A 22,518-nucleotide genomic window follows, 5' to 3' on the forward strand; every position below is an offset into this window, starting at 1 on the left:
TGGCGCCGGTTCAGACCGCCGCGGCGATCGCCACGCGCGTCAGCTGTCCCTCGGTCACGACCCGGTCGTAGGGCTCGCCTTCGGTCTTGACGCGATACTGCAGCTCTTCGCCGAGGTGCGGCATCTGGGTCTTGACGACGAAGACGTCGGCCCGGTCGGCCGTGCGCCGCATGATCGATTCGAGCGAAACGCGCTCGCCGACGGAGAAGAGATGGACCGGCATGGGAAACCTCAGAGCGCGTGGGAAGGGTGCGGAACGGTGTCGGCGCGCGGGTCGCCGTCGCCGACGGTCGGGCCCGCCTGCCCGGCCGCCCCTGCCGGCTCCGCGCGCAGCGCCATGGCCTTCAGTTCGCGGATGATCTGGACGGAGGAAGGCTCGGCGATGCGCCTGCCGAAACGCTTCTCTTGGCTCATTGCGGTCCCGTCCGCGCGGCCGTGCCGCGCCCAGCGGGCCTCGGCCCGGGGCGGCATTCGTGTGGTCGTGGCCGCCCGGCCCTACAGATGGCCCGACGGGCGCCACGGCACAAGGTGTATTTCGCAGCAGCACGTCTTCGCCACCAACTATCGTGTGTCCGGCCGGCCCGGACATGGACGCCCGCTGCCGCTCCCAAGCTGTCGCGGGTTTTTATTTCGCCGATCCGGCGTTTTTCTTCTCGCTATTCGGGACGCTGGCACTCACACTCACGGAGTGCCAAGCCCGACCCCGGGCTTCCGGCCCCGGCGCCGACGCCGGACGAAAGACCCACCATGCCGTTCCGTCCCCTCCACGACCGCGTCGTCCTCCGGCGCATCGACCCCGAGGCCAAGACCAAGGGCGGGATCATCATCCCGGACAACGCCAAGGAGAAGCCGCAGGAGGGCGAAGTCGTCGCGGTCGGCCCCGGCCTGCGCGACGAGAGCGGGACGCTGACCCCGCTCGCCCTGAAGGCCGGCGACCGCGTGCTCTTCGGCAAGTGGTCCGGCACCGAGGTCAAGATCGACGGCGACGACCTCCTCATCATGAAGGAGAGCGACGTCATGGGCATCATCGAGGCCCCGTCCGCCCTGCAGCAGGCGGCGTAAAGCGCTTTCCCCCTCGACGGATCCGGTCCAGCACCGGGTCGAGGGCAGTCGCATCCGTCCCGCGGCACCGCCGCGACACTTCCGCGGCCCCGCCGCGCCACTCGCGCGGTACCGCCGCGCCAGCCTTACCCCGCCGGGGCAGGGCTTTCGACCCTTCACGGAAAGAACCGCCACCATGGCCGCCAAAGACGTACGCTTCTCCGCCGATGCCCGCGACCGCATGCTGCGCGGCGTCGACATCCTCGCCAATGCCGTCAAGGTCACGCTCGGCCCCAAGGGCCGCAACGTCGTGATCGACAAGAGCTACGGCGCGCCCCGCATCACCAAGGACGGCGTCACCGTCGCCAAGGAGATCGAGCTCGCCGACAAGTTCGAGAACATGGGCGCCCAGATGGTGCGCGAAGTGGCCTCGAAGACCAACGACCTCGCCGGCGACGGCACCACCACCGCCACCGTGCTGGCGGCCTCCATCATGAAGGAGGGCCTGAAGCTCGTGGCCGCCGGCATGAACCCGATGGACCTCAAGCGCGGCATCGACCTCGCCGTTGGCGTCGTCGTCAAGGACATCGCGGGCCGCTCCCGCAAGGTCGCCTCCTCCGAGGAGATCGCCCAGGTCGGCACCATCGCGTCGAACGGCGACCACGCGGTCGGCGAGATGATCGCCGAAGCCATGCGCAAGGTCGGCAATGAAGGCGTCATCACGGTCGAGGAGGCCAAGACCGCCGAATCCGAACTCGACGTCGTCGAGGGCATGCAGTTCGACCGCGGCTACCTCAGCCCCTACTTCATCACCAACGCCGAGAAGATGACGGTCGAGCTCGAGGATGCCTACATCCTCATCCACGAGAAGAAGCTGTCCTCGCTCCAGGCGATGCTGCCGATCCTCGAAGCCGTGGTGCAGACCGGCAAGCCCCTGCTCATCGTGGCCGAGGACATCGACGGCGAGGCGCTGGCCACGCTCGTCGTCAACAAGCTGCGCGGCGGCCTCAAGGTCGCGGCCGTCAAGGCCCCGGGCTTCGGCGACCGCCGCAAGGCCATGCTCGAGGACATCGCCGTGCTGACGGCCGGCCAGACCGTCTCCGAGGATCTCGGCATCAAGCTCGAGAACGTCACGCTCGAGATGCTGGGCCGCGCCAAGCGGGTCCGCATCGACAAGGAGAACACCACGGTCATCGACGGCGCCGGCAAGAAGGACGACATCGAGGCCCGGGTGGCGCAGCTCAAGGCGCAGATCGAGGAGACGACCTCCGACTACGACAAGGAGAAGCTCCAGGAGCGCCTGGCCAAGCTGTCCGGCGGCGTGGCGGTGATCCGCGTCGGCGGCTCGACCGAGGTCGAGGTCAAGGAGCGCAAGGACCGCGTCGACGACGCGCTCCACGCCACCCGCGCCGCCGTGGAAGAGGGCATCGTGCCCGGCGGCGGCATCGCGCTGCTGCGCGCCCGCCTGGCGGTCGGCGACCTCACGTCCGACAACCGCGACGTCCAGGCCGGCATCTCCATCCTGATGAAGGCGCTCGAAGCCCCGATCCGCCAGATCTCGGCCAATGCCGGCGTCGAAGGCTCGATCGTGGTCGGCAAGGTGAGCGAGAACACGTCGCCGACCTTCGGCTTCGACGCCTATCGCGAGCGCTACGTCGACATGCTGGAAGCCGGGATCCTCGACCCCGCCAAGGTCGTGCGGGTGGCGCTGCAGGACGCGGCCTCGGTCGCCGGCCTGCTCATCACCACCGAAGCCATGGTGGCGGATCGTCCCCAGAAGGACGGCCCCGCCATGGGCGGCGGAGGCGGCATGGGCGGCGGCATGGGCGGCATGGGCGGCATGGACTACTGACCCACCGTTCCCCCGGCGGCCACGGGCCGGCCGGGGGGCGTCGAAGCAAGCCGGCGCGGGTTCACGCGACCTGCGCCAGCCCCGGCGGCACCGGGCCGGCGGGCCAGGCCTCGCCCAGCATGCGGCGGCAGGCCTGCGCGTCCATCGGCCGGGCGTAGAGATAGCCCTGGCCCTGCTCGCAGCCCGCATCGCGCAGCATGGCGTTCTGGCTCGGCGTCTCGACGCCCTCCGCCGTGGTGGCGAGGCCGAGCTTGCAGGCGAGGTCGATGATGGTGGCGACGATGCCCCGCGCCTCGTCGCTGGTCTCCATGGCGCTGGTGAAGCTCTGGTCGATCTTCAGCTTGTCGAGCGGCAGGTGGTGGAGGCGGCTCAGCGACGAGTAGCCGGTGCCGAAATCGTCGAGCGCGAAGGTCACGCCGATCCGCCGCAGCGTGCGGATGGCGTCGAGCACGTCGGCGTTGATCTTGAGCAGCACGCTTTCGGTGATCTCGAGCTCGAGACGGCCTGGCGCCAGGCCCGTTTCGGCCAGCACCGCGGTGACGCGCTCCACGAAGTCGTTTTCGAGCAACTGCTGGGCCGACACGTTGACGGCGACGCGCGGCGAACCCGGCCAGGTCGCGGCGTCCGCGCAGGCCCGCGCCAGCACCCGATGGCCCAGCGCCAGGATGAGGGTGCTGCGCTCGGCGAGCGGGATGAAGTCGGCCGGCGACACCCGGCCGTGGCGGGGATGCTCCCAGCGGGCCAGCGCCTCGCAGCCGACCGGCAGGCCCGTGGCGAGCGAGATCTGCGGCTGGTAGTGCACGTCGATCGCGTCCTCGGCCACGGCGGCGTGCAGGTCCTCCTCCATCTCGCGCCGGGCGGCGAATCCGCGCTCGATCGCGACGTCGAAGAGGCATTGGCGCCCGCGGCCGGCGGCCTTGACGGTGTAGAGGGCGAGGTCGGCGCGCTTGAGCAGCGTCACGGGTTCGCGCAGCGCCGTGCCGTCCACCACGGTGCCGACGCTGAGGCCGGACCGGATCAGCAACTCGCCGATGCGGAAGGGCTCGGCCGTCGCCGCGCAGATCCGCTGGGCGATGGCGACGGCCTCCCCGGCCGCGGTCGGGGCCGGCAGCAGCAGGGCGAACTCGTCGCCGCCGAGCCGCGCGATGACGGGGACCTCGGGCACCGCCGCGACGAGGCGGGTCGCGAGTTGGGCCAGCAGAGCGTCGCCGACGTCGTGGCCGAAGCTGTCGTTGACCTCCTTGAAGTGATCGACGTCGGCGAGGAGCAGCGCCGTCGCCTCGCGGCGGCAGGCCGCGTCGAGGGCCATGTTGAAGGCGAAGCGGTTCGGCAGGCCGGTGAGCGCGTCGCGGTAGGCGAGGCGGCGCATCCCGGCATGCTGGTGCCACAGGACCGCGGCGAGGGCGAAGGCCGCCGTCAGCAGGCCCGCCACCAGGACGAGCAGCATGTCGCGCACCGAGCGGAGCGACTCGCCCGCCCGGGTCACGCTGGTGCCGGATTGTTCGCCGATCAGCGCCGTCGCCTGGGCCAGCGACGTTTCGAGCGGCGTCAGCACCGCCAGGGCCCGCCCGGCGTCCGCCGCGGTCTTCAGCCGTTCCGCGATGGCATCGGCCTGCGCCATGGCGGCGTCGATGGCACCGGCCAGGCCGGGGGCGGCGACCTCCATCTCGCGCGTCACGGCGGCGTGTTTGAACATCTCGGTGTGGTTGGTGAGGATGTCGAGCCGCAGCCGCACGAGGTCGGCCCCGGCATCGGTCGGGGCCAGGGCGAAGCGGCCGAATTCGGCGTCGAGGCGCAGCAGTTCGGCCTGCATCTGCGCGGCATCGAACACGTCGTTGTAGTGGGCCAGCTCGAGCAGGTCGTCGGCACGCCGGTGCGACAGCAGGAGCGCGCAGATCGCCGGCAGCGCCAGCAGGATGGTGATGGCGAGGAGCCAGCGCCGCATCAGGGCCCAGCGCAGCTCGTGCCGCTCGAAGGCGGACGGCATCCGGCCATGCGCGCTCGACGGTGCCGGGGCCGTTCGGCTTCGCGGACGCGCCGAACCGCCCGTGGGGCTGGACTGCGCTGTCGGCGGGGTGGCTGTGTGTTGCACCTCGTCCGTTCTCCTGTCGGGCCACGCCGTTGTAGAGCTCGAACCTTTCCCGAGATTAAATCGGCGCCGATACTGTGCTGCCGCGCGCCGTGCTGTCGCGCACCAGTATGTCCCATGCAACCTCAAGCTGCCGAGGGCCTGCCCCTTCCAGCCGCGCCAGGATGATCTCGGCCGTCAAGCGGCCGATGGCGGCGCGGGGCGGCCGCACGCTGGTGAGGGCCGGCACCAGGCAGGCGCTGGCCTCGGCGTCGCCGAACCCCACGACGCCGACGTCGTCGGGGACGCGGCGGCCCCGGGCCCGCAGCGCCCGCAGCACGCCGTAGGCGACGGCGTCGCTGTTGCACGCGATGCCGTCGACCTCGGGGTGGCGGGCGAGCAGCTCCGCCACCAGCCGCCCGCCGAGGTCGGGGTCGCCGGGTTCGGCGCTGGTCGCCAGGGCGGGCTCGCCGAGGCCCGCCGCCGCCAGCGCCTGCGCCACCCCGCGGCAGCGCTTGTGGGCGCGGGCGTCGTGCGGGCGCAGGCTGCCCACCACGGCGACGTGCCGGTAGCCGCGCGCCAGCAGGTGCTCGGCTTGGGCGCGGCCGATGGCGACGTGGTCCATGCCCACGGCGGAATCGATCGCCTCCCCGCCCACGTCCCACATCTGCACGACGGGGATGCCGGCCTCGCCCAGCATCCGCGACACGTCGCGGTGGTGGTCGATCCCCACCAGCGCCATGGCGGCCGGCCGCCAGCCCAGCAGGGCGCGGACGGCCCCGGCTTCGCGCGCCGGGTCGTAGTGGCTGTGGCCCAGCATGACCTGGAAGTCCCGGGCCAGCAGCCCGGTCTGCAGCGCCTCGACGACGGCGGCGAATTCCGAGTGGAACAGCGAACTCACCACCACGCCGACCAGGGCGGAGCGCGTGCCGGCGAGGCTGCCGGCGATGCGGTTGGGCACGTAGTTCAGCTCGTCGAGCGCCGCTGCGATGCGCCCCAGCAGTTCCGGCCGCAGCGTGTGGGGCGCCCGGATGGCGCGCGACACGGTGTTGAGCGACACCCCGACGCGGGCCGCCACCTGCGCCAGCGTGGCACCGCCGCGCGGCTGAGGCCCGCCGCCCGCCCCCTGCCCCATGACCGCCCTCCTTCGCCGCCCGCCGCCGGACGTTGCGTTAGCGCTCACTCTGTGCGAGCGTCGCCGCCATGTCGAGGAGCGCCGCGGATGAGCCGGTGCCCGAAACACCCCCGGGGGAGGCGAGCGGATGGCTGACGCGGGGGCGCCCGGCGAGGGTGGGGCGGCGGCCGGACGGCCCAACATTATCCTCGTCATCACCGACCAGCAACGGTTCGACACGATCGCCGGGCTCGGCTTCCCCTATGCCACGACGCCGACCCTCGACCGGCTGGTCGCCGAGGGCGTCGCCTTCACGGAATGCCACGTCACGGCCCCTTCCTGCGTGCCGTCGCGGGCCAGCCTGTTCAACGGCCACTATCCCCACACGACCGGCGTGCTGGCCAACGGCCAACCCTGGCAGCGCACCTGGGTGGAGCAGCTGCGCGACGCGGGATACCGCTGCGTCAACGTCGGCAAGATGCACACGATCCCGTACGATTCCGATTCCGGCTTCCACGAGCGCTACGTCGTCGAGAACAAGGACCGCTACCTCGAGGGCCGCTGGTACTTCGACGAATGGGACAAGGCGCTGGCCGCCAACGGGCTCGTCAAGCAGCAGCGCGAGCAGTACCGGCTGCGCGAGGACTACCGCGACCGCCTCGGCGCCTTCGACTGGGAGCTGCCCGAGCGGCTCCATTCGGACGCCTTCGTGGCCGGCATGGCGAAGTGGTGGGTCGAAACCTATCCCAAGACCGAGCCGCTGTTCCTCCAGGTCGGCCTGCCGGGCCCGCACCCGCCCTACGACCCGCCGGCGCGCTATTCCGAGCCCTACCTGGCGCGCCAGGACCTGCCCCTGCCGAATCCGTCCCGCGCGGAGCTCGACGCCCTGCCCGCAGCCCTGAAGGAGAAGCGGCACCACGACGCCGCCGTGGACCACGACAGCGTCGCCTGGACCCTCGACCCCACCCCCGAGCAGATGCAGCGCGTCTGGGCCCACTACCTCGGCAACGTCACCCTGATCGACGAGAAGCTGGGCGAACTGCTGTCGTCCCTCGAGGACCGCGGCTACCTCGACGACGCCGTGGTGATCTTCACCTCGGACCACGGGGAATGCCTCGGCGACCACGGCCTCAGCCAGAAATGGTCGATGTACGACGTCGTCACCCGCGTGCCGACGATCGTCTGGTCGACGGCGGGGCGCTTCGCGGGCGGGCGGCGCGTCGACGGCCTGTGCCAATGGTTCGACCTCGGCCCGACGATCCTCGAACTCGCCGGCCTCGTGCCGCCCGCCACCTTCGAGGCCCGCAGCCTGCTGCCGGCGCTGGAAGGACGGGACTGGACGCCGCGGCCCTACGTGTTCTGCGAGCAGGGCGGCGACGTGTCGCTGACCGGCGCCGACTTCATCACCGGGGTGCGGAGCGAGCGGTGGAAGCTGGTCCATTTCAAGGGATCCGAGGAGGGCCAGCTGTTCGACCTCGCCGCGGACCCCGGCGAGGTCCGCAACCTGTGGAACGATCCCGCCCATCTCGACACGCGCCGCGCCCTGCTCGACGTGATGCGCGACTGGCTGATCGATTCCAACGTCCGCACCCGCGACCGCCAGGCGGCGACGCGGTGAGCGGGGCGCCGGCGGCGGCCTCGGCCGGGGCGCGCCGCCTCGGCCCCTCCGCCATGCTGGGCCTCAACCTCCTGGCCGTGGCGGCCGGGCTCGCGGCCTGGTGGGGGCTCACGGCCGCGGGCGCCATCGGCCTGCCCGGGCCCGGCGACGTCGCGCTCCAGGCGCTGGCCTCGGCGCGGGACGGGCAGCTCTTCGGCGACGCCGCCGCGAGCCTCGCCCGCGTGCTCGCCGGCTTCCTCCTCGGCATCGCCCTCGCCGTGCCGGTGGGGTTTCTCATGGGGTGGTACGCGGTGGCGCGCGGCCTCGTCGAGCCCTACGTGCAGTTCTTCCGGGTCATCCCGCCGCTCGCCATCATCCCGCTCGCCATCGTGACGCTCGGCATCGGCGAGGCCCCCAAGGTCTTCGTCATCTTCCTCGCCGCCTTCCTGTCCTCCGTGGTGGCGACCTACCAGGGCGTGGTGGGGGTCGACCGAACCTTCATCGACGCCGCCCGGGTGCTGGGCGCCGGGGATTTCACCATCTTCCGCCGCGTCGTGGTGCCGGCCTCGACGCCCTTCATCATGGTGGGGGTGAGGATCGGGCTCGGCTCCTCCTGGGCGACGGTGGTGGCGGCGGAGCTCATCGCGGCGCAATCGGGCCTGGGCTTCCGCATGCAGCAGGCCCAGCTCTACTACGACCTGCCGACCATCTTCGTCAGCCTCGTCGCCATCGGGGTGCTGGGCCTCGCCATGGACCGGGGCGTCGTGGCGCTCGACCGCCGCCTCACCGCCTGGCAGGAGCGCGCGTGACGGCCCGCAAAATCGCCCCCGAGGTCGCCCCTAAGATCGCTTTCGAGGCCGTGTCGCGCGACTTCGCCGCGCCCGACGGCTCCCGCTTCACGGCGCTCGACCGCTTCTCGCTCGCCGTCGCCGACGGCGAGTTCGTCACCGTGGTGGGGCCGTCGGGTTGCGGCAAGTCCACCGCCATGGCCATCGCGGCCGGTCTCACGCCGCCGTCGGGGGGCCGCGTGCTGGTCGACGGACGCGCGGTGCGCGGCCCCGGCCCCGACCGGGGCGTCATCTTCCAGCAATACGCGCTGTTCCCCTGGCTGACGGTGCGGCGCAACGTCGAGTTCGGGCTCGAGATCGCGGGCCGGCCGCGGGCGGAGCGGCGCGCCGTCGCCGACCACTTCATCGACCTCGTCGGGCTGACGCCCTTCGCCGAGGCCCTGCCCAAGACGCTGTCGGGCGGCATGAAGCAGCGCTGCGCCATCGCCCGCGCCTATGCGGTGAACCCCGCCATCCTGCTGATGGACGAGCCCTTCGGGGCGCTCGACGCCCTGACGCGGGTGGGGCTGCAGGACCAGCTCCTCGACACCTGGAGCCGCGAGCGCCGCACCGTGATGTTCATCACCCACGACGTCGAGGAGGCCGTCTACCTGGCGAGCCGCGTCGTCGTCATGGCGGCCCGGCCGGGGCGGCTCCACAGCGTGATCGCCGTGGACCTGCCCTACCCTCGCACCGAGGAGATGCGCCTCTCCTCCCATTTCGCGGCGCTGCGCAACCGCGTGTGGCGCGCCGTCTACCATCCCGACCGGCCGGAGGAGGCCCCGACATGCTGACGAGACGCGCCCTGCTGGCCGGCGTGGCCGCCGCCCTGCCCTCCGCCGCCCTGCCCTCCGCCGCCCGGGCCGCCGGCAAGCCCGTGCGGATCGGCTATATCGGGGATTTCCCCAACGCGAGCCTCTTCGCCGTCGCGGAGGACCAGAAGCTGTGGGACGCGGAGGGCCTGGTGCCGGACCTCAAGGTCTTCACCAACGGCCCCATCCAGATCCAGGCCATGGGGGCCGGCAGCCTCGATTTCGGCACGATCGGCCCCGGCGCGCTGTGGCTGCCGGCGAGCGGCCGCGCCAAGGTCGTGGCCATCGACGACGTCGGCTTCAGCGACCGGCTGATCGCCCAACCCGGCATCGGCTCCATCGCCGACCTCAAGGGGCGCAAGGTCGGGGTGCCGCAGGGCACGTCGGGCGACATGATCCTGCGGCTCGGCCTCGCCAAGGCGGGGATGACGATCAAGGACGTCGATCTCGTGCCGATGGACCCCAGCACGGTCGTGACGGCCTTCTCGTCCGGCCAGATCGACGGGGCCGGCATCTGGAACCCGCTGGTCGACGTCATCCGCCGGCGGGTGCCGGGCCTCAAGGAACTGGCGTCCAACAAGGACTTCTATCCCGACGTATCCTTCGTCAACGCCGTGGTGGCGCGCAACGAGACGGTGCGCGACGACCCCGACCTCGTCCGCGCCCTCGTGCGGGTCGTGAAGAAGGCCATCGACTACCGCGCCGCGAACCTCGACCGCAGCGTGGCGCTGACCTCGGCCTTCATCCACGTGCCGGTCGACGTGCTGGCGCCGGTGGCGAAGAGCCGCCTGCTGCTGACCAGCGCCCAGCTCGACGCCTTCACGCGCGACGGCACGGTGGACCGGTGGCTCGGGCGCTTCAACGACATGTTCAAGGCCTTCGGCACCGTGCCCGATCCGCTGCCGCCCGAGCGCTACTACGAGGGCAAGCTGTTCCTGTCGGCCTGAGCCGGCACGCCGGCCCGGCGCAGGATCGCCTCGGCGCGCAGGCGCACCGGCGCGTCGACCATGGCGCCGTCGACCGCCACGGCCCGCCCGTCGCGGGCCGCCGCCAGAACGCGCCCGGCCCAGGCGACCTCCGCCGCCGTCGGGCCGAAGCCGGCGCGGGCCGGCGCGACCTGGGCGGGGTGGATCAGCAGCTTGCCGCCGAAGCCGAGCGTCGCGGCCTCGCGGGCCTCCGCCTCGACGGGCGCGGGGTCGCGGTAGCCCGGCGTCACGCCGTCGAGCGGCGCGGGACGGCCGGCGAGGCGGCTCGCCAGCACGGTCTCGGAGCGGAAGGCCAGCAGCGGCTCGCGCGCATCCGCGCAGCCTAGGTCGGCGGCGAGATCGATGGAGCCGAAGGCGAGCCGCGCCGCCGCCCGGGCGATGTCGCGCGCCGCCGCGACGCCGCGCGCGCTCTCGATCAGCGCCAGGACGGGGCGGCCGCCCGCGGCCCGCCCCGCCGCCGCCACGGCCTCGGCCGATTCCGCCTTGGGCAGCACGAGGCCGGCCAGCGGCAGGGCGGCGGCGGCGGCGAGGTCCTCGGCCTGCCAGGGGGAGCCCTCGGCATTGACCCGCACCAGCACCGGGCAGGCCGCGGCCGCGACGGCGTCGCGCGCGGCGAGCAGGGCCGCCCGCGCCGCATCCTTGCCGCCCGGCGCGACGGCGTCCTCGAGGTCGAGGATCACGGCATCGGCGCCGGCCGCGAAGGCCTTGGCGTAGCGGTCCGGCCGGTCGGCCGGCAGGAACAGCGGCAGGAACAGCGGCCCGGCGGGGCCGTCGCGCGTCGAGGTCATGGCGTTTCTCCCGGCCGGCACCGTGCCACCGCGGGCCGGCGCCGGCCAGCCCGCCGTCACGCCAGCATGGCGGCGCCGCGGTCGAGGTAGGTGTCGAGGAAGCGTTCGAGGCGGGGGTGCCGCGGCTTGCCGAAGACGTCGCGCGGGGAGCCGTGCAGCAGGATGCGGCCGCCGTCGAGGAAGGCGACCTGCTCGCCCACCGAGGCGGCGAAGCCGATCTCGTGGCTCACCACCACCATGGTCATGCCGTCGGCGGCGAGGCCCCGCATCACGTCGAGCACTTCGCCGGTCAGTTCGGGGTCGAGCGAGGAGGTCGGCTCGTCGAAGAGCATGATGCGCGGCTCCAGCGCCAGGGAGCGGGCGATGGCGACGCGCTGCTGCTGCCCGCCCGAAAGCTGCGCGGGATAATGGCCGGCGCGGTCCTCCAGTCCCACCTTGCGCAGCTGTGCCAGGCCCTTGGCCTCCGCCTCGGCCCGGCCCATGCGGCGCACGACGCGCAGGGCCTCGGTGACGTTGCCCAGCGCCGTCATGTGGGGCCACAGGTTGAACTGCTGGAACACCATGCCGATGGAGGCCCGCACGGCCCGGATGCGGGCGGGCGGCAGGCGGCGCCGGCCCTGCGGGGTTTCGGCGAAGCCCAGCGGCTCGCCGCCGACCAGGATGGTGCCGGCCCCGGCCTCCTCCAGGAAGGCCATGCAGCGCAGCAGCGTGCTCTTGCCCGAGCCGGAGGGGCCGATGAGGCAGGTGACGCGCCCGGCCGGCACGTCGAGGTCGATGCCCGACAGCACCTCGTGGGCGCCGAAGCGCTTCACGAGGCCCCGGACCGACAGGGCCGTGCCGCCGGCCGCGGACTCGCCCGGGGCCGTCATGGCCCGGCGAACCGGAAGCGCGACAGGCGCGCTTCGGCGAGGCGGCCGAGGCCGCCGCAGGCCTCGACGAGGCCCCAGTAGAACAGCGCCAACAGCGTCAGCGCCTCGACGAAGCGGTAGGTTTCGGAGCCGATGGCGCTGATCTCCAGGGTGAGTTCGGGGACCGTGATGACGGACAGCACCGCCGTCTCCTTGAGCAGGAGCACCGTCATGTTGACAAGGGCGGGCAGCACCAGCACGGCCATCTCGGGCACCTGGATGCGGAGCACCGTCTGCGCCCGGGTGAAGCCGAGGCAGGCCGCCGCCTCGACGTGGCCGGCCGGCACGGCCGCGAAGCCGGCCCGCACGATCTCGCTGTAATAGGCGCTGCCGTAGAGCGTCAGCGCCAGGAGGCCGGCCGGGATGGGGTCGAGCGAGAGGCCGATGAAGGGGCCGCCGAAATACAGCAGGAACAGCTGCACCAGGAAGGGCGAGCCCCGCAGCACCTCGACGAAGAGCTTGAGGGCGAGGTCGACCGGCCGCGGCCCGAAGCGCCGCGCCACCGCCACGGCGGCACCGAGCGCGACGCCGAGCACGGCGCTCGCCGCCCAGACCGCCACGGTGACGCCCGATGCGGCGAGGACGTCGGGCAGCTTCTCGGCCAGGAGGCCCCAGTCGACCGTCACGGCCCGCGCCTCATGCCCGCCCCCAGCGCGCGCGGCGCTCCAGCGCGTGGCCGAGCCCCGCCACGGTCCAGTCGATCGCGAGGTAGAGGGCGCCGGCGGTGGCGAACATGGGGAGCGGCCGGTAGGTGCTGGAGGCGAGGTCCTGCGCCATGCGGGTCAGTTCCACGACGCCCACGACCGAGACGAGCGACGAGGCCTTGAGGATCATGATGGCCTCGCTGACGAGGGTCGGCAGGGTCAGGGCGACGGCGATCGGCACGCGGATGCGGCGGAACTGCTGGACGGCGCCGAGCCCCGCCATGTCGGCCGCCTCGAGGAGGCCGCGCGGCACGCTGAGGAAGCCGCCGCGCAGGTTCTCGGCCTGGTAGGCGGAGGTGCACAGCGTCAGCCCCACGACGGCGGCGACGACGCCGGGCACGTCGATCCCCGCGGCCGGCAGCAGGTTGTAGATCAGCAGGAGCTGCACGAGCAGCGGCACGCCGCGGAAGAACGACACGTAGACGCGGGCCGGCACCGAGACTAGGCGGCGGCGCGACAGCGACGCGACCGAGACGAAGAGGCCCAGCGCCAGCCCGAGCGCGATCGACACGCCGCTGATCGCCACCGTGAGGCCGGCCGCCCGGACGAGCAGCGCCAGCAAGGTGAGCGACACGGGACGGCCGCTCAGAAGTTCGGCGTCGGCACCGCGTCGGGCAGGTCGAAGGCGGCGCCGAACCACTTGGTCTCGAGCTTGGCCAGCCGGCCGTCCGCCTTGATCTTGAGGATGGCGGCCGCGACGGCATCGTCGAGGGCGGCGTGGTCGGCGTCCTTCGAGGCGATGAAGCCGAAATAGGACTTCTGCCCGAAGGCGGGTTCCACCACCTCGAACGTGTCGGGCCGCGTCTTGGCCACGAAGGCGATGTTGGTCAGCGAGTTGGCGACGGCGGCGATGCGCCCGGCCGCGAGGTCGGCGTAGGCCTCGTTGTAGCCCACGTATTCGCGGATGGCGACGGGCTGGGGCAGCGTCTTGGCGAAGGCCTGGAGCTGGGCGAGCTGCGAAGTGGCCTTGCCGGCGCCGGCCGCCTTGCCGGCGATGTCGGCGGGCTTGGTCACGGACGCGTCGCCCTTGCGCTTCAGGATGGCATTGGTGGCGTCGCCGACCGGGGGCAGGAAGCGATAGCGCTCCATGCGGGCCTTGGTGATGGTGGCGGGCCCCGCCACGATGTCGAACTTGCCGGCGTCGAGCCCCGGCAGCACGCCCTCCCAGGGCAGCGCCACCCATTCGATCTTGACGCCCATCTCCTTGCCGATCTCCTCGAACAGGTCGACGTTGAGCCCGACGTGCTGGCCGGCGTCGATGAAGTCGAAGGGCGCGAAGGCCGTCTCGGTGCCGACCTTGAGGGTTCCGGCGGCCTTGACCTTGGCGAGCACGTCCTCGGCCTGGGCGGCGTCGGCCATTCCCCAGGCGAGCCCGAGCCCGAGCAGGGCCTTCAGCACCAATCGCTTCGTCATCGCTGTCTCTCGCCCTCTGTGCGGCCGAATCCGCCCGGAGCTTAGCAATATCCGCGCCGTCGTCGAGACCGCCCGACCCGTGCTAATCGAGGATTTCCGCAGGATCCCACCCGGAGACCAAGATGCCCCGCCCGGACCAGATGAAGCTCGGCACCTTCGTCTACACCTACGGGTTCCATCCGGCGAGCTGGATGCACCCGGGCAGCGAGGCCGGGGCGGCGAACAGCTTCGCCCATTTCCTGAACATCGCCCGGCTGTCCGAGGCCGCCGCCTTCGACTTCATGTTCATGGCGGATTCCCCGGCCGCCGCCGTCGGCGACCCCGAGGCCCTGGCGCGCCAGCCCAACAAGATGAACCGCTTCGAGCCGCTGACGCTGATCTCGGCGCTGGCCGTGGCGACGGAGCGGCTCGGCCTCGTGGCCACGGCCTCGACGAGCTATTACGAGCCCTACAACCTCGCCCGCATCTTCGCCTCGATCGACCACCTGAGCGGCGGGCGCGCCTGCTGGAACGTCGTCACCTCCGACCACGACGAGACCGGCTACAACTTCAACCGCCGCGGCCTCGACCCCCATGCCGAGCGCTATGCGCGAGCCCGCGAGTTCGTGGAGGTCGCCTTCGGCCTGTGGGACAGTTTCGAGGACGACGCTCTGCTGCTCGACCGCGCGGGCGGCCGCCACCACGATCCGGCGAAGCTCCACCGCCTCGACCACGTCGGCGAGCACTTCCAGGTGCGGGGGCCGCTGAACATCGCCCGCTCGCCGCAGGGCCGTCCCGTCATCGCGCAGGCCGGCGGTTCCGAGGCCGGCATCGCGCTGGCGGCCGAAACCGCCGAGATCGTCTTCGGCCTCGCCTCCGACATCGCCCGCAGCCGCGCCTTCTACGCGACGCTGAAGGGCCGCATGGCGGAATTCGGCCGCCACCCCGACGCCCTGAAGGTGATGCCGGGCGTGGTGGTGAACGTCGGCGCCACCCGCGCCGAAGCCCGGGCGCAGGTGGACTTCATGCTGGAGCGGCTCCACCCGGACGTCGGCCGGCTGATGCTGTCGGAATTCCTCGAGGCGGACCTGCGGGGCGTGCCGCTCGACGCGCCCTTCCCCGCCGACCGCCTGCCCGCCGCCCCCAAGGGCTCGCGTGCGCTCTTCGAGGAGCTGACGGCCTTCGTCCGCCAGGGCCACACCGTGGGCGAACTGATCCGCCTCTATGCCGAGAAGCACACCGGTAACGGCATCACGGGGACGCCGGCCGACATCGCGGACTTCATGGAGGAATGGTTCGAGACGCGGGCCGCCGACGGCTTCATCCTGATGCTGCCGACCCTGCCGGCCTCCTTGCAAGACTTCACCGCCCTCGTGGTGCCGGAGCTGCGCCGCCGCGGCCTGTTCCGCGACGCCTACGAGGGCCCGACGCTCCGCGACAACCTCGGGGTCCCGCGCCCGCGCACGCGCTGGGCGGGGTGATGTGGAAGGATTGGATGAAGCCCGTCGTTCATGGCGAGTGCCCGTCGGCCGTCAGGGCGAAGCCTCACGTAGCCGTGACTTCTGCCTCCTCCTCGTCGCCCTGGTCCTCGAAGCGGGTTCGTTCGACGACCATGCGAACGACATAGTCCGACACGCCGAAGTGTTCTGCGACTTCCGATTGCCGGTCCGTGCTGTCGTCGGTGGCCGTTTCGGCATCGATGACGACACTCGGGCACAGCAGCTCGGCAGCGAAGGCTCGCTGCGCCCTCTGTCGATACGTGTAGGCATGCGTCGCCGGAGAAAGCTTGCCGTCACCGAACATGAGGCGGTCGCCGAGGATCCGTGCGAGGTTGAACCGCCTGTTCACCCGGATGGGCGACCTGAGCACGACGGTCTCGGTGGCTTCGGTCTCGCGCAGGCTGAACGAAAAGGGTGGCGTGCCCTGCTTCGTCGACAACACACGATCGTCCGCGCCGGCGAAGGCGGCGAGGTGGCGGTCGGCGACCGGCGCTCGATCACACCCCGCCACGTCGCGCACCTTGCGGGCGACATCGCGACCGACTTTCCAGGCCGCGAGGCCGGGCTGCGGTCGAAGGGCGTCGGCTCCGATCCTGATCATGTCGTGGCGATGCAGGGGAGACCCGATGGCGCGCGCTTGGCTTTCCATGTCCGTCAGCGACGCGACCGTGCCTCCCGCAGCAATCTCCTCGACGATCGGACGGCCGAGGGTCGACAGGTCGCCCTCCAGTGTTGCTAGCAGCTCCTCGTCAGCTTCGTCGGGCTCGGCTCCCAACAGAGCTTCCAGCTTGCGGCGCTCGTGAAGCTCAGGGTCGCCGCGTTCCCTCACGACGTCTCGCCAGAGCCGGTCCAGGTTGGTTTCACCCACCGATGCACGTCTCAGTCGGGCGATCACCTCCGGGATGAAGGCGTCGAGCGCACGCTCGACGTCATGAGCCGGTACGATGACGGCGCGACTCGCCGTGTACCGGAAGGGCTCGGCATCGGCGCGGGACGCACGGCATTGCAGGACGGTTCGCAGTCCATCAGTGCTGATCTCGATCTGCGGCCACAGGTATCCCTCGCCGATCGTCGCCATGCGGTGGGCGAATGCCCAGGCCTCGCCGCCCCTGCGCGGCTCCCATCGCAGGCGCCACCAGTTCCATGCGAACCATTGCGCCGCGTGGTAGGCCGGGACGAGAGGGCCCGACTGCAGGCTGTGAACGAAGGTGTCGACGCCCTCGGTCAAGGACACCACACCAGCGTCGATCGAAAATCGCCCGAAGGTCGCGCGCTCTTCCGGTGAGCCCTCGTCGAGGACGTGCGGCGCGACATCGATCGTCAGCGGCATCGCTGCATCCATTCTTTCAGCACGTAGCGACACATGTCGCGTTCGTCCGGCCCGATACGGTAGCCGTGATAGCGGGTCTCACGTTCGGGCCGGGTCTTGGCCTCATAGACTTCCCCGGCAGCATCGACGCACCAGACGTATTTCGGCACCTGCCCGGGCCCGAAGGCGCTGACCATACCGCGCATGATGCCCTGGCGAAACAGGTCCTGCGCTTCCCCGAGCAGCACGGACCGGAAGGCATCGCAGGGCGACTTGGTCGGCCGTGGGTTCTGGGGCGGCTGGAAACCGTAGTCTCCAGGGTGGAGCTTGTGCGTGGCGGATCCGACGTAGGTCACCCTCCTGCTCAGTGCATGTCGCGCCCTCTCGTCCATCATCGTCGCCGCCGCGATCCGTCGGTCGGGCCGGTTGCCTTCGCGTCTGCTCATGGATGTCGACGAGCCCCACATGGCGGAGTGGGCCACCTACTATCACGAGTGGCATTCGACCGTCGCTGCCGTCATCGCTCGACGATGGTCCTGGAGGGCCGACCCTCGCGGTGGGACGGGGCGGCACGGATCCACGTCGACCGACCGGGCAGGCCCCTACCCCTTCACGGCGCCGGCCGTGAGGCCCTGGACGAGGTAGCGCTGGATGACGAAGAACAGGGCGCAGACGGGGATCAACGCCAGCACGCCCGCCGCCATCATCTGCCCGAAATCCACCGAGAACTTCGACACGAAGGCCAGCAGCCCGACCGGAAAGGTGCTGGCCGCCGCGGACGAGTTCAGCATCAGGGCGAAGAGCAGTTCGCTCCAGGCGGCCGTGAAGACGAAGCCGAGCGTCGCGGCGAGGCCCGGCAGCGTCAGCGGCAGCACGACGAGGCGCAGCGCCTGGAAGCGCTTGGCGCCGTCGATCATGGCGGCCTCCTCGAGGTCCCGCGGGATGCCGTCGAAGAAGGACTGCATCAGGAAGGTCGCGAAGGGCACGTTGAAGGCCGTGTAGACCACGACGAGGCCCGTCAGGCTGTCGGTGAGGCCGAGCGGCGACAGCAGGCGGAAGATCGGCGCCACGATCATCACCAGCGGGAACATCTGGCTGACCAGCATGAGGCCCACGATGGCGGCCCGGCCCCGGAAGGCGAAGCGCGAGAAGCCGTAGCCGGCGCCCGACGCCACCAGCGTCGACAGCAGCGCGGTGGAGCTCGACACGATGGCGCTGTTGCGGAAGAACAGCGGGAACTCCGTGTGGGCGATCACCGAGGCGTAATGGTCGAAGGTGATGCGCGAGGGCCAGAGCCGCACGCCCTCCGAATACAGGAGGTCGTTGGGCGTCACCGACACCTTCAGCAGCCAGAACAGCGGGAACAGGGCGAAGACCAGGAAGCAGGCGAGCAGCCCGGCATGCAGGACCCTGAACAGCCGGCGGCGGAGGACGTGCGCCCGCATGTCAGCGCCTCGCCAGGAACGTCTGGCGCAGCGTCACCAGCACGGCGGCATAGGCCAGCAGCAGGACCAGCAGCACGGCCGCCACGGCGGACGCATAGCCGAAGTCGAGCCGCTGGAAGGCCTGGGTGAAGATGTAGCTCGACAGGATCTGGGTGGAATCGGCCGGCCCGCCCCGCGTCATGACGACGATGAGGTCGGCGAAATTGGCGATCCACACGGTGCGCAGCATGATCGTGATGGCGATGGTGGGGGCGAGGAAGGGCAGCGTGATGGCGCGGAAGCGCCGCACCGCGCCCGCCCCGTCCATGGCGGCGGCCTCGTAGAGGTCGGGCGGGATCGATTGCAGCGCCGCCAGCAGCGTGATGGCGAAGAAGGGCACGCCCCACCAGACGTTGGCGGCGATCGGCCCCCAGATGGCGTGGTCGGGCGAGGACAGAAGGTTATCGGGCGTCGTCATCAGGCCGAGCGCCACGAACCAGTGCGGCAGCGGCCCCACCACGGGGTTGAACAGCCAGGCCCAGTCGAGCCCCGACAGGAAGGACGGCACCGCCCAGGGCAGGAAGACCAGGGCCTGGACGAGGCCGCGCCCCCGGAAGGGCACGTCGAGCAGCAGCGCCAGCACGAGGCCGAGCCCGAACTGCAGCACCACCGACGAGACCGTCCAGGTCACGGTGTTGCCGAGCGCGTTCCAGAAGGCGGCGTCGGCGGCGAGGGTGCGGAAGTTGTCGAGCCCGACGAAGCCGCCGCTGTCGGGATCGAGCAGCACGAGGTCGCGGAACGCGTAGGAGAGCCCCACCGCCAGCGGCACCAGCATGATGAGGGCGATGAGGAACACCGACGGCACGGTGTAGAGGTAGGGCTCCAGCACCAGGGCGAGCCGGCGCCTGGCCGAGCGCCGGGGAGCCGCCCCGGCAGCCGTCGCGGCGGCCGTCACGCGGCGACCGAACGCGAGACCGCCGCGCGCCTCATGGCTTCGCGGCCGCCTTCTGCTTGTCCCGGGTCAGCACGGCGGCCCATTGCCGGTTCATGGCCTCGGGCGTGATCTGGCCGAGGAGCGCCTGCTGGCTCGACTTCACGGCGATGGAATCGGCGAAGTATCCGAAGCCCGGCAGGTAGGTCGGCATGATCAGCGGCACGACGTCCTTGTCGGCCAGCTCGTCGAACCAGCCCTTGAACTGTTCGCCCTTGTAGAACGGGTCCTGCTCGGCGGCCTTGTAGATCGGCAGGGCGCCGGTGCGCTGGTTCCAGGCGATGTTGCCGGCGGGGCCGTCGAGCGTGGCGATCAGCTCCCAGTCGAGGTCCTTGTGCTGGCTCGCCTTGAACATCGACCAGCCCGCGTAGCCGAGCGTCGGATAGGCGCGGCCCGAGGGACCCTTCGGCATGGTGGCGACGCCGAACTCGTCAGGCTTCATGCGCTGCGCGATGGCGATCAGCGCGTCCGGGTCCTGGTCCAGCATGGCGCAGGTTCCGGAATAGAAGCCCGCCACGATCTCGTTGAAGCCCCAGTTGACGCTGTCCTTCGGGGCGCCGCCGCTCTTGTAGAGGTCGACCAGGAACTGCGATCCCTTGATCCAGTCGGGATCGGCCAGCGTCGAGCTGTTGTCGGGCTTGAAGAACTCGGCCGAGCCCGCCATGGTGGCGCCGAACATCATCCAGCCGTTGAGCCCGCCGGGGCCGCCGCGCAGGCAATAGCCGGCCTTGCCGGGCAGGGCCGACACCTTCTTGGCGGCGGCGGCGAAGTCTTCCAGCGTCTTCGGCGGCGCGTCGATGCCGGCCTGCTTGAACAGCACCTTGTTGTAGAACAGGGCGCGCAGGTAGAAGCCGTAGGGCAGCATGTAGGCGGTCTTGTCGACGTAGCGGCCGAGTTGCAGCGTGCGCTCGTTCAGCCCCGCCGTCCCGTCCCACTTGGCGAGGTAGGGCTCGAGGCTTTCGAGCCGCCCGCTGCCGGCGTAGAGCGACAGCCAGCGATCCGGCATCTCTACGACGTCGGGCACGTCGCCGGCCGACACCATGGTGGCGAACTTCTCGAAGGCCGAGCCCCAGGCCAGCGAGGTGATCTCCACGTGGACGCCCGGGTGGCTCTTCTCGAAGCCCGCCACGATGGTCTTCAACGTGTCGGTGCGCTCGGGGCTGGTGATGACCTCGACGAGCTTCAGCGTCGTGTCGGCCCGCGCCTCGGCGCCGAAGAGGAGAAGGCCGGCGGTGGCGCTCAGGAGCAGGCGTTTCAGCATTGTCGGGGTCCCTCCGGTCTGTCCGTCATGGTGTCGTGGCGGCTTGCAGCGCCCCGGCGAGGTCCGCCCACAGCGCCTCGGTGCCTTCGAGCCCGACATGCAGCCGGACCATGCGGTCGGGCACGCCGAAATCGACGGCCGAGTTCGGGCCCGCCGCCTGCACGCGCGTCACCAGCGCCGGGACGACGAGGCTCTCGTGCCCGCCCCAGCTCACGCCGAGCTTGAACAGCCTCAGCGCATCGCAGAAGGCCGGGATGTCGACGCTCTCGTCGAAGACGAAGGAGAACAGCCCGCTGGTGCCGTGCAGACCGGGCGGCAGCGCCCCGGCGAGGGCCGGGTGGCACACGGCCGTGACGCCGGGCGCCTCGACGAGGCGCCGCGCCACGGTGAGGGCCGCGGCCTCGTGCTGGCGCAGGCGCGCCGGCAGGGTGCGCAGGCCCCGGAGCAGCAGCCAGGCCTCGAGGGGGGCGAGCTTGGCCCCGATATAGGGGCAGATGGTGCGGCGGATGTGGGACACGAGCTCGGACCGCCCCGCCACCACGCCCGCCACCACGTCCGAATGACCGCCGATGTATTTCGAGGCCGAATGCAGCACGAGGTCGACGCCGAGCGACAGGGGCCGCTGGAAGACCGGCGTCGCCCAGGAATTGTCGATGAGGCTCAGGACGCCGTGGCGCTTCGCCAGCGCCGCCAGCGCCCCGACGTCGTGGGCCTCCATGGTCCAGCTCGTGGGGCTCTCGAGGTAGAGGAGCCGCGCGCCCGGCAACGCCGCCGCGACGGCGGCGAGGTCGCCCCCGTCGACGTAGTCGACGGCGACGCCGAGCCGCTTCAGCAGGGTCTCGAACAGCCGGTAGGCGTCGGGATAGACGTGGCGGACGCACAGAATGCGGTCTCCCGGCGACACGAAGGCGAGCACGCTGCCGGAGATCGCCGCCATGCCGCTCGGGAAGCCGATGGCCTCCTCGGCGCCTTCCAGCGCCGCCATCTTGGCCTCGAACAGCGACACGGTGGGGTTGGTGGTGCGCGAATACACGTCGCGGCTCCGCCGCCCCGCGTAGGTTTCCACCATGTCGGACACGGTGGCAAAGGTGAAGAGCGACGTCTGCACGATGGGCGGCACCACGGCTTCGAAGGCGTGGGGCCCGTCGTGAGCGACGATGCGCTCGGCTTCGGCGAAACGGTCGGGGAGCTGGATCATGCCGACATGGCCTCGATGTCCTCCGCGACGATGGCCAGGATCGCGCGCGTCCTGTCCCGCGCCAGCTCCGCATTCCGGCTGCGGATGGCGTCGAAGAGTTCGCGGTGGAAGGGAAAGGACCGGCGGGCGAAGTCCGGCCGGTCGAAGGGCTTGTCGAAGAAGCCCTCGAAGGCTTCCCGGATCTGCTCCAGCAGTTGGCGGAACAGGGGGTTGTGGGCGGCGTCGTAGATCGACAGGTGGAAGGCGAGGTCTTCGCGCCCCGCCGTGCCCTTCTCGAGGTGCACGGCCTCCATGGCGTCGAGCCGCGCTTCCATGCGGGCGATGTCGTCCGGCCCGGCGCGGTGCGCCGCGACCGCGCTCGCCTCGATCTCGAGCCCGCGGCGGACCTCGAGCGTCTGCACCAGCCGGTCGCGCAGGGCGCCGGTGTCGATGGTCAGCGGCAGGTGAATGGCGTCGGCCGACAGGGCGCGCTTGAGGACGGTGCCGCTGCCGCCCCGAGTCTCGACGATGCCGCGCGCCTGGAACTGGCGCAGCACCTCCCGCACCGTCGAGCGTCCGACGGCGAGCGATTCCATCAGGGCCCGCTCGGTCGGCAAACGGTCTCCGGGGCGCAACGCCGCTTCGGCGATGAAGCGCGCGAGAGCACCCGACACCGCCGTCATGCGGTCCGCGGCGGGCAAGGGGGCGAGGCTCGCCGCCTCCTTCATGCGCGGCACCGGGGACGGCATGGCGGCGACATCGGCGCCC

The 22,518-nt window shown here is 71.4% G+C and carries 23 protein-coding genes; 7 read left to right on the forward strand and 16 right to left on the reverse strand.

Annotated features, from left to right (window positions below; translation table 11 throughout):
* Positions 1–10: 10 nt before the first annotated feature.
* A complete protein-coding gene (locus D3272_RS01980; RefSeq protein WP_129217381.1) occupies positions 11–223 on the reverse strand; it encodes a hypothetical protein in 213 nt (70 codons plus the stop codon).
* 8 nt (positions 224–231) lie between these two features.
* Entirely contained in the window at positions 232–414 is a 183-nt protein-coding gene (locus tag D3272_RS01985; RefSeq protein WP_129217382.1) for a hypothetical protein, read from the reverse strand.
* A 333-nt stretch (positions 415–747) separates the two neighbouring features.
* Between D3272_RS01985 and D3272_RS01990 the strand changes: the two genes are divergently transcribed.
* Positions 748–1,062 (forward strand): co-chaperone GroES, encoded by a 315-nt coding sequence (locus D3272_RS01990; protein ID WP_129217383.1) that lies wholly within the window; start codon positions 748–750, stop codon positions 1,060–1,062.
* A gap of 175 nt (positions 1,063–1,237) precedes the next feature.
* A complete protein-coding gene (gene groL, locus D3272_RS01995; protein ID WP_129217384.1) occupies positions 1,238–2,893 on the forward strand; it encodes a chaperonin GroEL in 1,656 nt (551 codons plus the stop codon).
* A gap of 61 nt (positions 2,894–2,954) precedes the next feature.
* On the opposite strand, the gene D3272_RS02000 is transcribed toward groL, so the two are convergent.
* Both D3272_RS02000 and D3272_RS02005 read right to left on the reverse strand, forming a co-directional pair.
* Positions 2,955–4,880 carry a putative bifunctional diguanylate cyclase/phosphodiesterase gene (locus tag D3272_RS02000; protein ID WP_129217385.1) on the reverse strand — a complete coding sequence of 642 codons (1,926 nt, stop codon included), beginning with the start codon at positions 4,878–4,880 and terminating at the stop codon, positions 2,955–2,957.
* 160 nt (positions 4,881–5,040) lie between these two features.
* Entirely contained in the window at positions 5,041–6,096 is a 1,056-nt protein-coding gene (locus D3272_RS02005) for a LacI family DNA-binding transcriptional regulator (protein WP_129217386.1), read from the reverse strand.
* Positions 6,097–6,223: 127 nt separating this feature from the next.
* Here D3272_RS02005 and D3272_RS02010 point away from each other — a divergent pair, with 127 nt between their 5' ends.
* Genes D3272_RS02010 through D3272_RS02025 form a run of 4 tightly spaced genes read left to right on the forward strand, consistent with a single transcriptional unit; the run spans position 6,224 to position 10,258 of the window.
* The gene (locus tag D3272_RS02010) at positions 6,224–7,693 is read left to right on the forward strand and encodes a sulfatase family protein (RefSeq protein WP_129217387.1); all 1,470 of its coding nucleotides are present in this window, start codon (positions 6,224–6,226) and stop codon (positions 7,691–7,693) included.
* A 53-nt stretch (positions 7,694–7,746) separates the two neighbouring features.
* The gene (locus D3272_RS02015) at positions 7,747–8,481 is read left to right on the forward strand and encodes an ABC transporter permease (protein WP_129217465.1); all 735 of its coding nucleotides are present in this window, start codon (positions 7,747–7,749) and stop codon (positions 8,479–8,481) included.
* The gene (locus tag D3272_RS02020; RefSeq protein ID WP_428977955.1) at positions 8,478–9,293 is read left to right on the forward strand and encodes an ABC transporter ATP-binding protein; all 816 of its coding nucleotides are present in this window, start codon (positions 8,478–8,480) and stop codon (positions 9,291–9,293) included. Before D3272_RS02015 ends, D3272_RS02020 begins: the two co-directional genes overlap by 4 nt.
* Positions 9,290–10,258, forward strand: a complete 969-nt coding sequence (locus tag D3272_RS02025) for an aliphatic sulfonate ABC transporter substrate-binding protein (RefSeq protein ID WP_428977959.1) — start codon at positions 9,290–9,292, stop codon at positions 10,256–10,258. The genes D3272_RS02020 and D3272_RS02025 overlap by 4 nt, the downstream gene beginning before the upstream one ends.
* On the opposite strand, the gene D3272_RS02030 is transcribed toward D3272_RS02025, so the two are convergent.
* From D3272_RS02030 to D3272_RS02050, 5 genes are read right to left on the reverse strand one after another with little or no spacing between them, the layout of a single operon-like run.
* The gene (locus D3272_RS02030; protein ID WP_129217389.1) at positions 10,228–11,085 is read right to left on the reverse strand and encodes an HpcH/HpaI aldolase/citrate lyase family protein; all 858 of its coding nucleotides are present in this window, start codon (positions 11,083–11,085) and stop codon (positions 10,228–10,230) included. The genes D3272_RS02025 and D3272_RS02030 overlap by 31 nt on opposite strands.
* A 56-nt stretch (positions 11,086–11,141) precedes the next feature.
* A complete protein-coding gene (locus D3272_RS02035) occupies positions 11,142–11,954 on the reverse strand; it encodes an amino acid ABC transporter ATP-binding protein (protein WP_129217390.1) in 813 nt (270 codons plus the stop codon).
* Positions 11,951–12,619, reverse strand: a complete 669-nt coding sequence (locus D3272_RS02040) for an amino acid ABC transporter permease (RefSeq protein ID WP_129217391.1) — start codon at positions 12,617–12,619, stop codon at positions 11,951–11,953. The genes D3272_RS02035 and D3272_RS02040 overlap by 4 nt, the downstream gene beginning before the upstream one ends.
* A 10-nt stretch (positions 12,620–12,629) precedes the next feature.
* A complete protein-coding gene (locus D3272_RS02045; protein WP_129217392.1) occupies positions 12,630–13,271 on the reverse strand; it encodes an amino acid ABC transporter permease in 642 nt (213 codons plus the stop codon).
* Positions 13,272–13,282: 11 nt separating this feature from the next.
* On the reverse strand, positions 13,283–14,110 hold the full coding sequence (locus D3272_RS02050; protein ID WP_129217393.1) for a transporter substrate-binding domain-containing protein: 828 nt from the start codon (positions 14,108–14,110) through the stop codon (positions 13,283–13,285).
* 122 nt (positions 14,111–14,232) lie between these two features.
* Here D3272_RS02050 and D3272_RS02055 point away from each other — a divergent pair, with 122 nt between their 5' ends.
* Positions 14,233–15,570, forward strand: a complete 1,338-nt coding sequence (locus tag D3272_RS02055) for an LLM class flavin-dependent oxidoreductase (protein ID WP_129217394.1) — start codon at positions 14,233–14,235, stop codon at positions 15,568–15,570.
* A 64-nt stretch (positions 15,571–15,634) separates the two neighbouring features.
* Here the strand turns inward: D3272_RS02055 and D3272_RS02060 are convergent, their stop codons facing one another.
* The 7 genes from D3272_RS02060 to D3272_RS02090 all read right to left on the reverse strand — a co-directional run bounded on the left by D3272_RS02060 (position 15,635) and on the right by D3272_RS02090 (position 22,499).
* A complete protein-coding gene (locus D3272_RS02060; protein ID WP_165361175.1) occupies positions 15,635–16,918 on the reverse strand; it encodes an ImmA/IrrE family metallo-endopeptidase in 1,284 nt (427 codons plus the stop codon).
* Positions 16,909–17,253, reverse strand: a complete 345-nt coding sequence (locus D3272_RS02065; RefSeq protein ID WP_245496326.1) for a hypothetical protein — start codon at positions 17,251–17,253, stop codon at positions 16,909–16,911. The genes D3272_RS02060 and D3272_RS02065 overlap by 10 nt, the downstream gene beginning before the upstream one ends.
* A 246-nt stretch (positions 17,254–17,499) precedes the next feature.
* Positions 17,500–18,342, reverse strand: a complete 843-nt coding sequence (locus tag D3272_RS02070) for a carbohydrate ABC transporter permease (protein WP_129217396.1) — start codon at positions 18,340–18,342, stop codon at positions 17,500–17,502.
* A 1-nt stretch (position 18,343) separates the two neighbouring features.
* Positions 18,344–19,276: a carbohydrate ABC transporter permease gene (locus D3272_RS02075; protein ID WP_245496327.1), complete on the reverse strand. Its 933-nt coding sequence runs from the start codon at positions 19,274–19,276 to the stop codon at positions 18,344–18,346.
* A 31-nt stretch (positions 19,277–19,307) separates the two neighbouring features.
* Positions 19,308–20,570: an ABC transporter substrate-binding protein gene (locus D3272_RS02080; protein WP_129217469.1), complete on the reverse strand. Its 1,263-nt coding sequence runs from the start codon at positions 20,568–20,570 to the stop codon at positions 19,308–19,310.
* A 28-nt stretch (positions 20,571–20,598) separates the two neighbouring features.
* Positions 20,599–21,771 (reverse strand): aminotransferase class I/II-fold pyridoxal phosphate-dependent enzyme, encoded by a 1,173-nt coding sequence (locus D3272_RS02085; protein ID WP_129217397.1) that lies wholly within the window; start codon positions 21,769–21,771, stop codon positions 20,599–20,601.
* Positions 21,768–22,499 carry a FadR/GntR family transcriptional regulator gene (locus D3272_RS02090; protein WP_129217398.1) on the reverse strand — a complete coding sequence of 244 codons (732 nt, stop codon included), beginning with the start codon at positions 22,497–22,499 and terminating at the stop codon, positions 21,768–21,770. Before D3272_RS02090 ends, D3272_RS02085 begins: the two co-directional genes overlap by 4 nt.
* Between the last annotated feature and the right edge of the window lie 19 nt (positions 22,500–22,518).

The organism is Lichenibacterium ramalinae (genome assembly GCF_004137085.1).
GTDB lineage: Bacteria > Pseudomonadota > Alphaproteobacteria > Rhizobiales > Beijerinckiaceae > Lichenihabitans > Lichenihabitans ramalinae.

What these genes read in the sequence shown, in the direction of transcription:
- D3272_RS01980 (WP_129217381.1), bottom strand. Translation starts at nt 223, where the DNA reads ATGCCGGTCCATCTCTTCTCCGTCGGCGAGCGCGTTTCGCTCGAATCG.
- D3272_RS01985 (WP_129217382.1), bottom strand. Translation starts at nt 414, where the DNA reads ATGAGCCAAGAGAAGCGTTTCGGCAGGCGCATCGCCGAGCCTTCCTCC.
- D3272_RS01990 (WP_129217383.1), top strand. Translation starts at nt 748, where the DNA reads ATGCCGTTCCGTCCCCTCCACGACCGCGTCGTCCTCCGGCGCATCGAC.
- groL (WP_129217384.1), top strand. Translation starts at nt 1,238, where the DNA reads ATGGCCGCCAAAGACGTACGCTTCTCCGCCGATGCCCGCGACCGCATG.
- D3272_RS02000 (WP_129217385.1), bottom strand. Translation starts at nt 4,880, where the DNA reads ATGCCGTCCGCCTTCGAGCGGCACGAGCTGCGCTGGGCCCTGATGCGG.
- D3272_RS02005 (WP_129217386.1), bottom strand. Translation starts at nt 6,096, where the DNA reads ATGGGGCAGGGGGCGGGCGGCGGGCCTCAGCCGCGCGGCGGTGCCACG.
- D3272_RS02010 (WP_129217387.1), top strand. Translation starts at nt 6,224, where the DNA reads ATGGCTGACGCGGGGGCGCCCGGCGAGGGTGGGGCGGCGGCCGGACGG.
- D3272_RS02015 (WP_129217465.1), top strand. Translation starts at nt 7,747, where the DNA reads ATGCTGGGCCTCAACCTCCTGGCCGTGGCGGCCGGGCTCGCGGCCTGG.
- D3272_RS02030 (WP_129217389.1), bottom strand. Translation starts at nt 11,085, where the DNA reads ATGACCTCGACGCGCGACGGCCCCGCCGGGCCGCTGTTCCTGCCGCTG.
- D3272_RS02035 (WP_129217390.1), bottom strand. Translation starts at nt 11,954, where the DNA reads ATGACGGCCCCGGGCGAGTCCGCGGCCGGCGGCACGGCCCTGTCGGTC.
- D3272_RS02050 (WP_129217393.1), bottom strand. Translation starts at nt 14,110, where the DNA reads ATGACGAAGCGATTGGTGCTGAAGGCCCTGCTCGGGCTCGGGCTCGCC.
- D3272_RS02055 (WP_129217394.1), top strand. Translation starts at nt 14,233, where the DNA reads ATGCCCCGCCCGGACCAGATGAAGCTCGGCACCTTCGTCTACACCTAC.
- D3272_RS02060 (WP_165361175.1), bottom strand. Translation starts at nt 16,918, where the DNA reads ATGCCGCTGACGATCGATGTCGCGCCGCACGTCCTCGACGAGGGCTCA.
- D3272_RS02070 (WP_129217396.1), bottom strand. Translation starts at nt 18,342, where the DNA reads ATGCGGGCGCACGTCCTCCGCCGCCGGCTGTTCAGGGTCCTGCATGCC.
- D3272_RS02085 (WP_129217397.1), bottom strand. Translation starts at nt 21,771, where the DNA reads ATGATCCAGCTCCCCGACCGTTTCGCCGAAGCCGAGCGCATCGTCGCT.
- D3272_RS02090 (WP_129217398.1), bottom strand. Translation starts at nt 22,499, where the DNA reads ATGCCGTCCCCGGTGCCGCGCATGAAGGAGGCGGCGAGCCTCGCCCCC.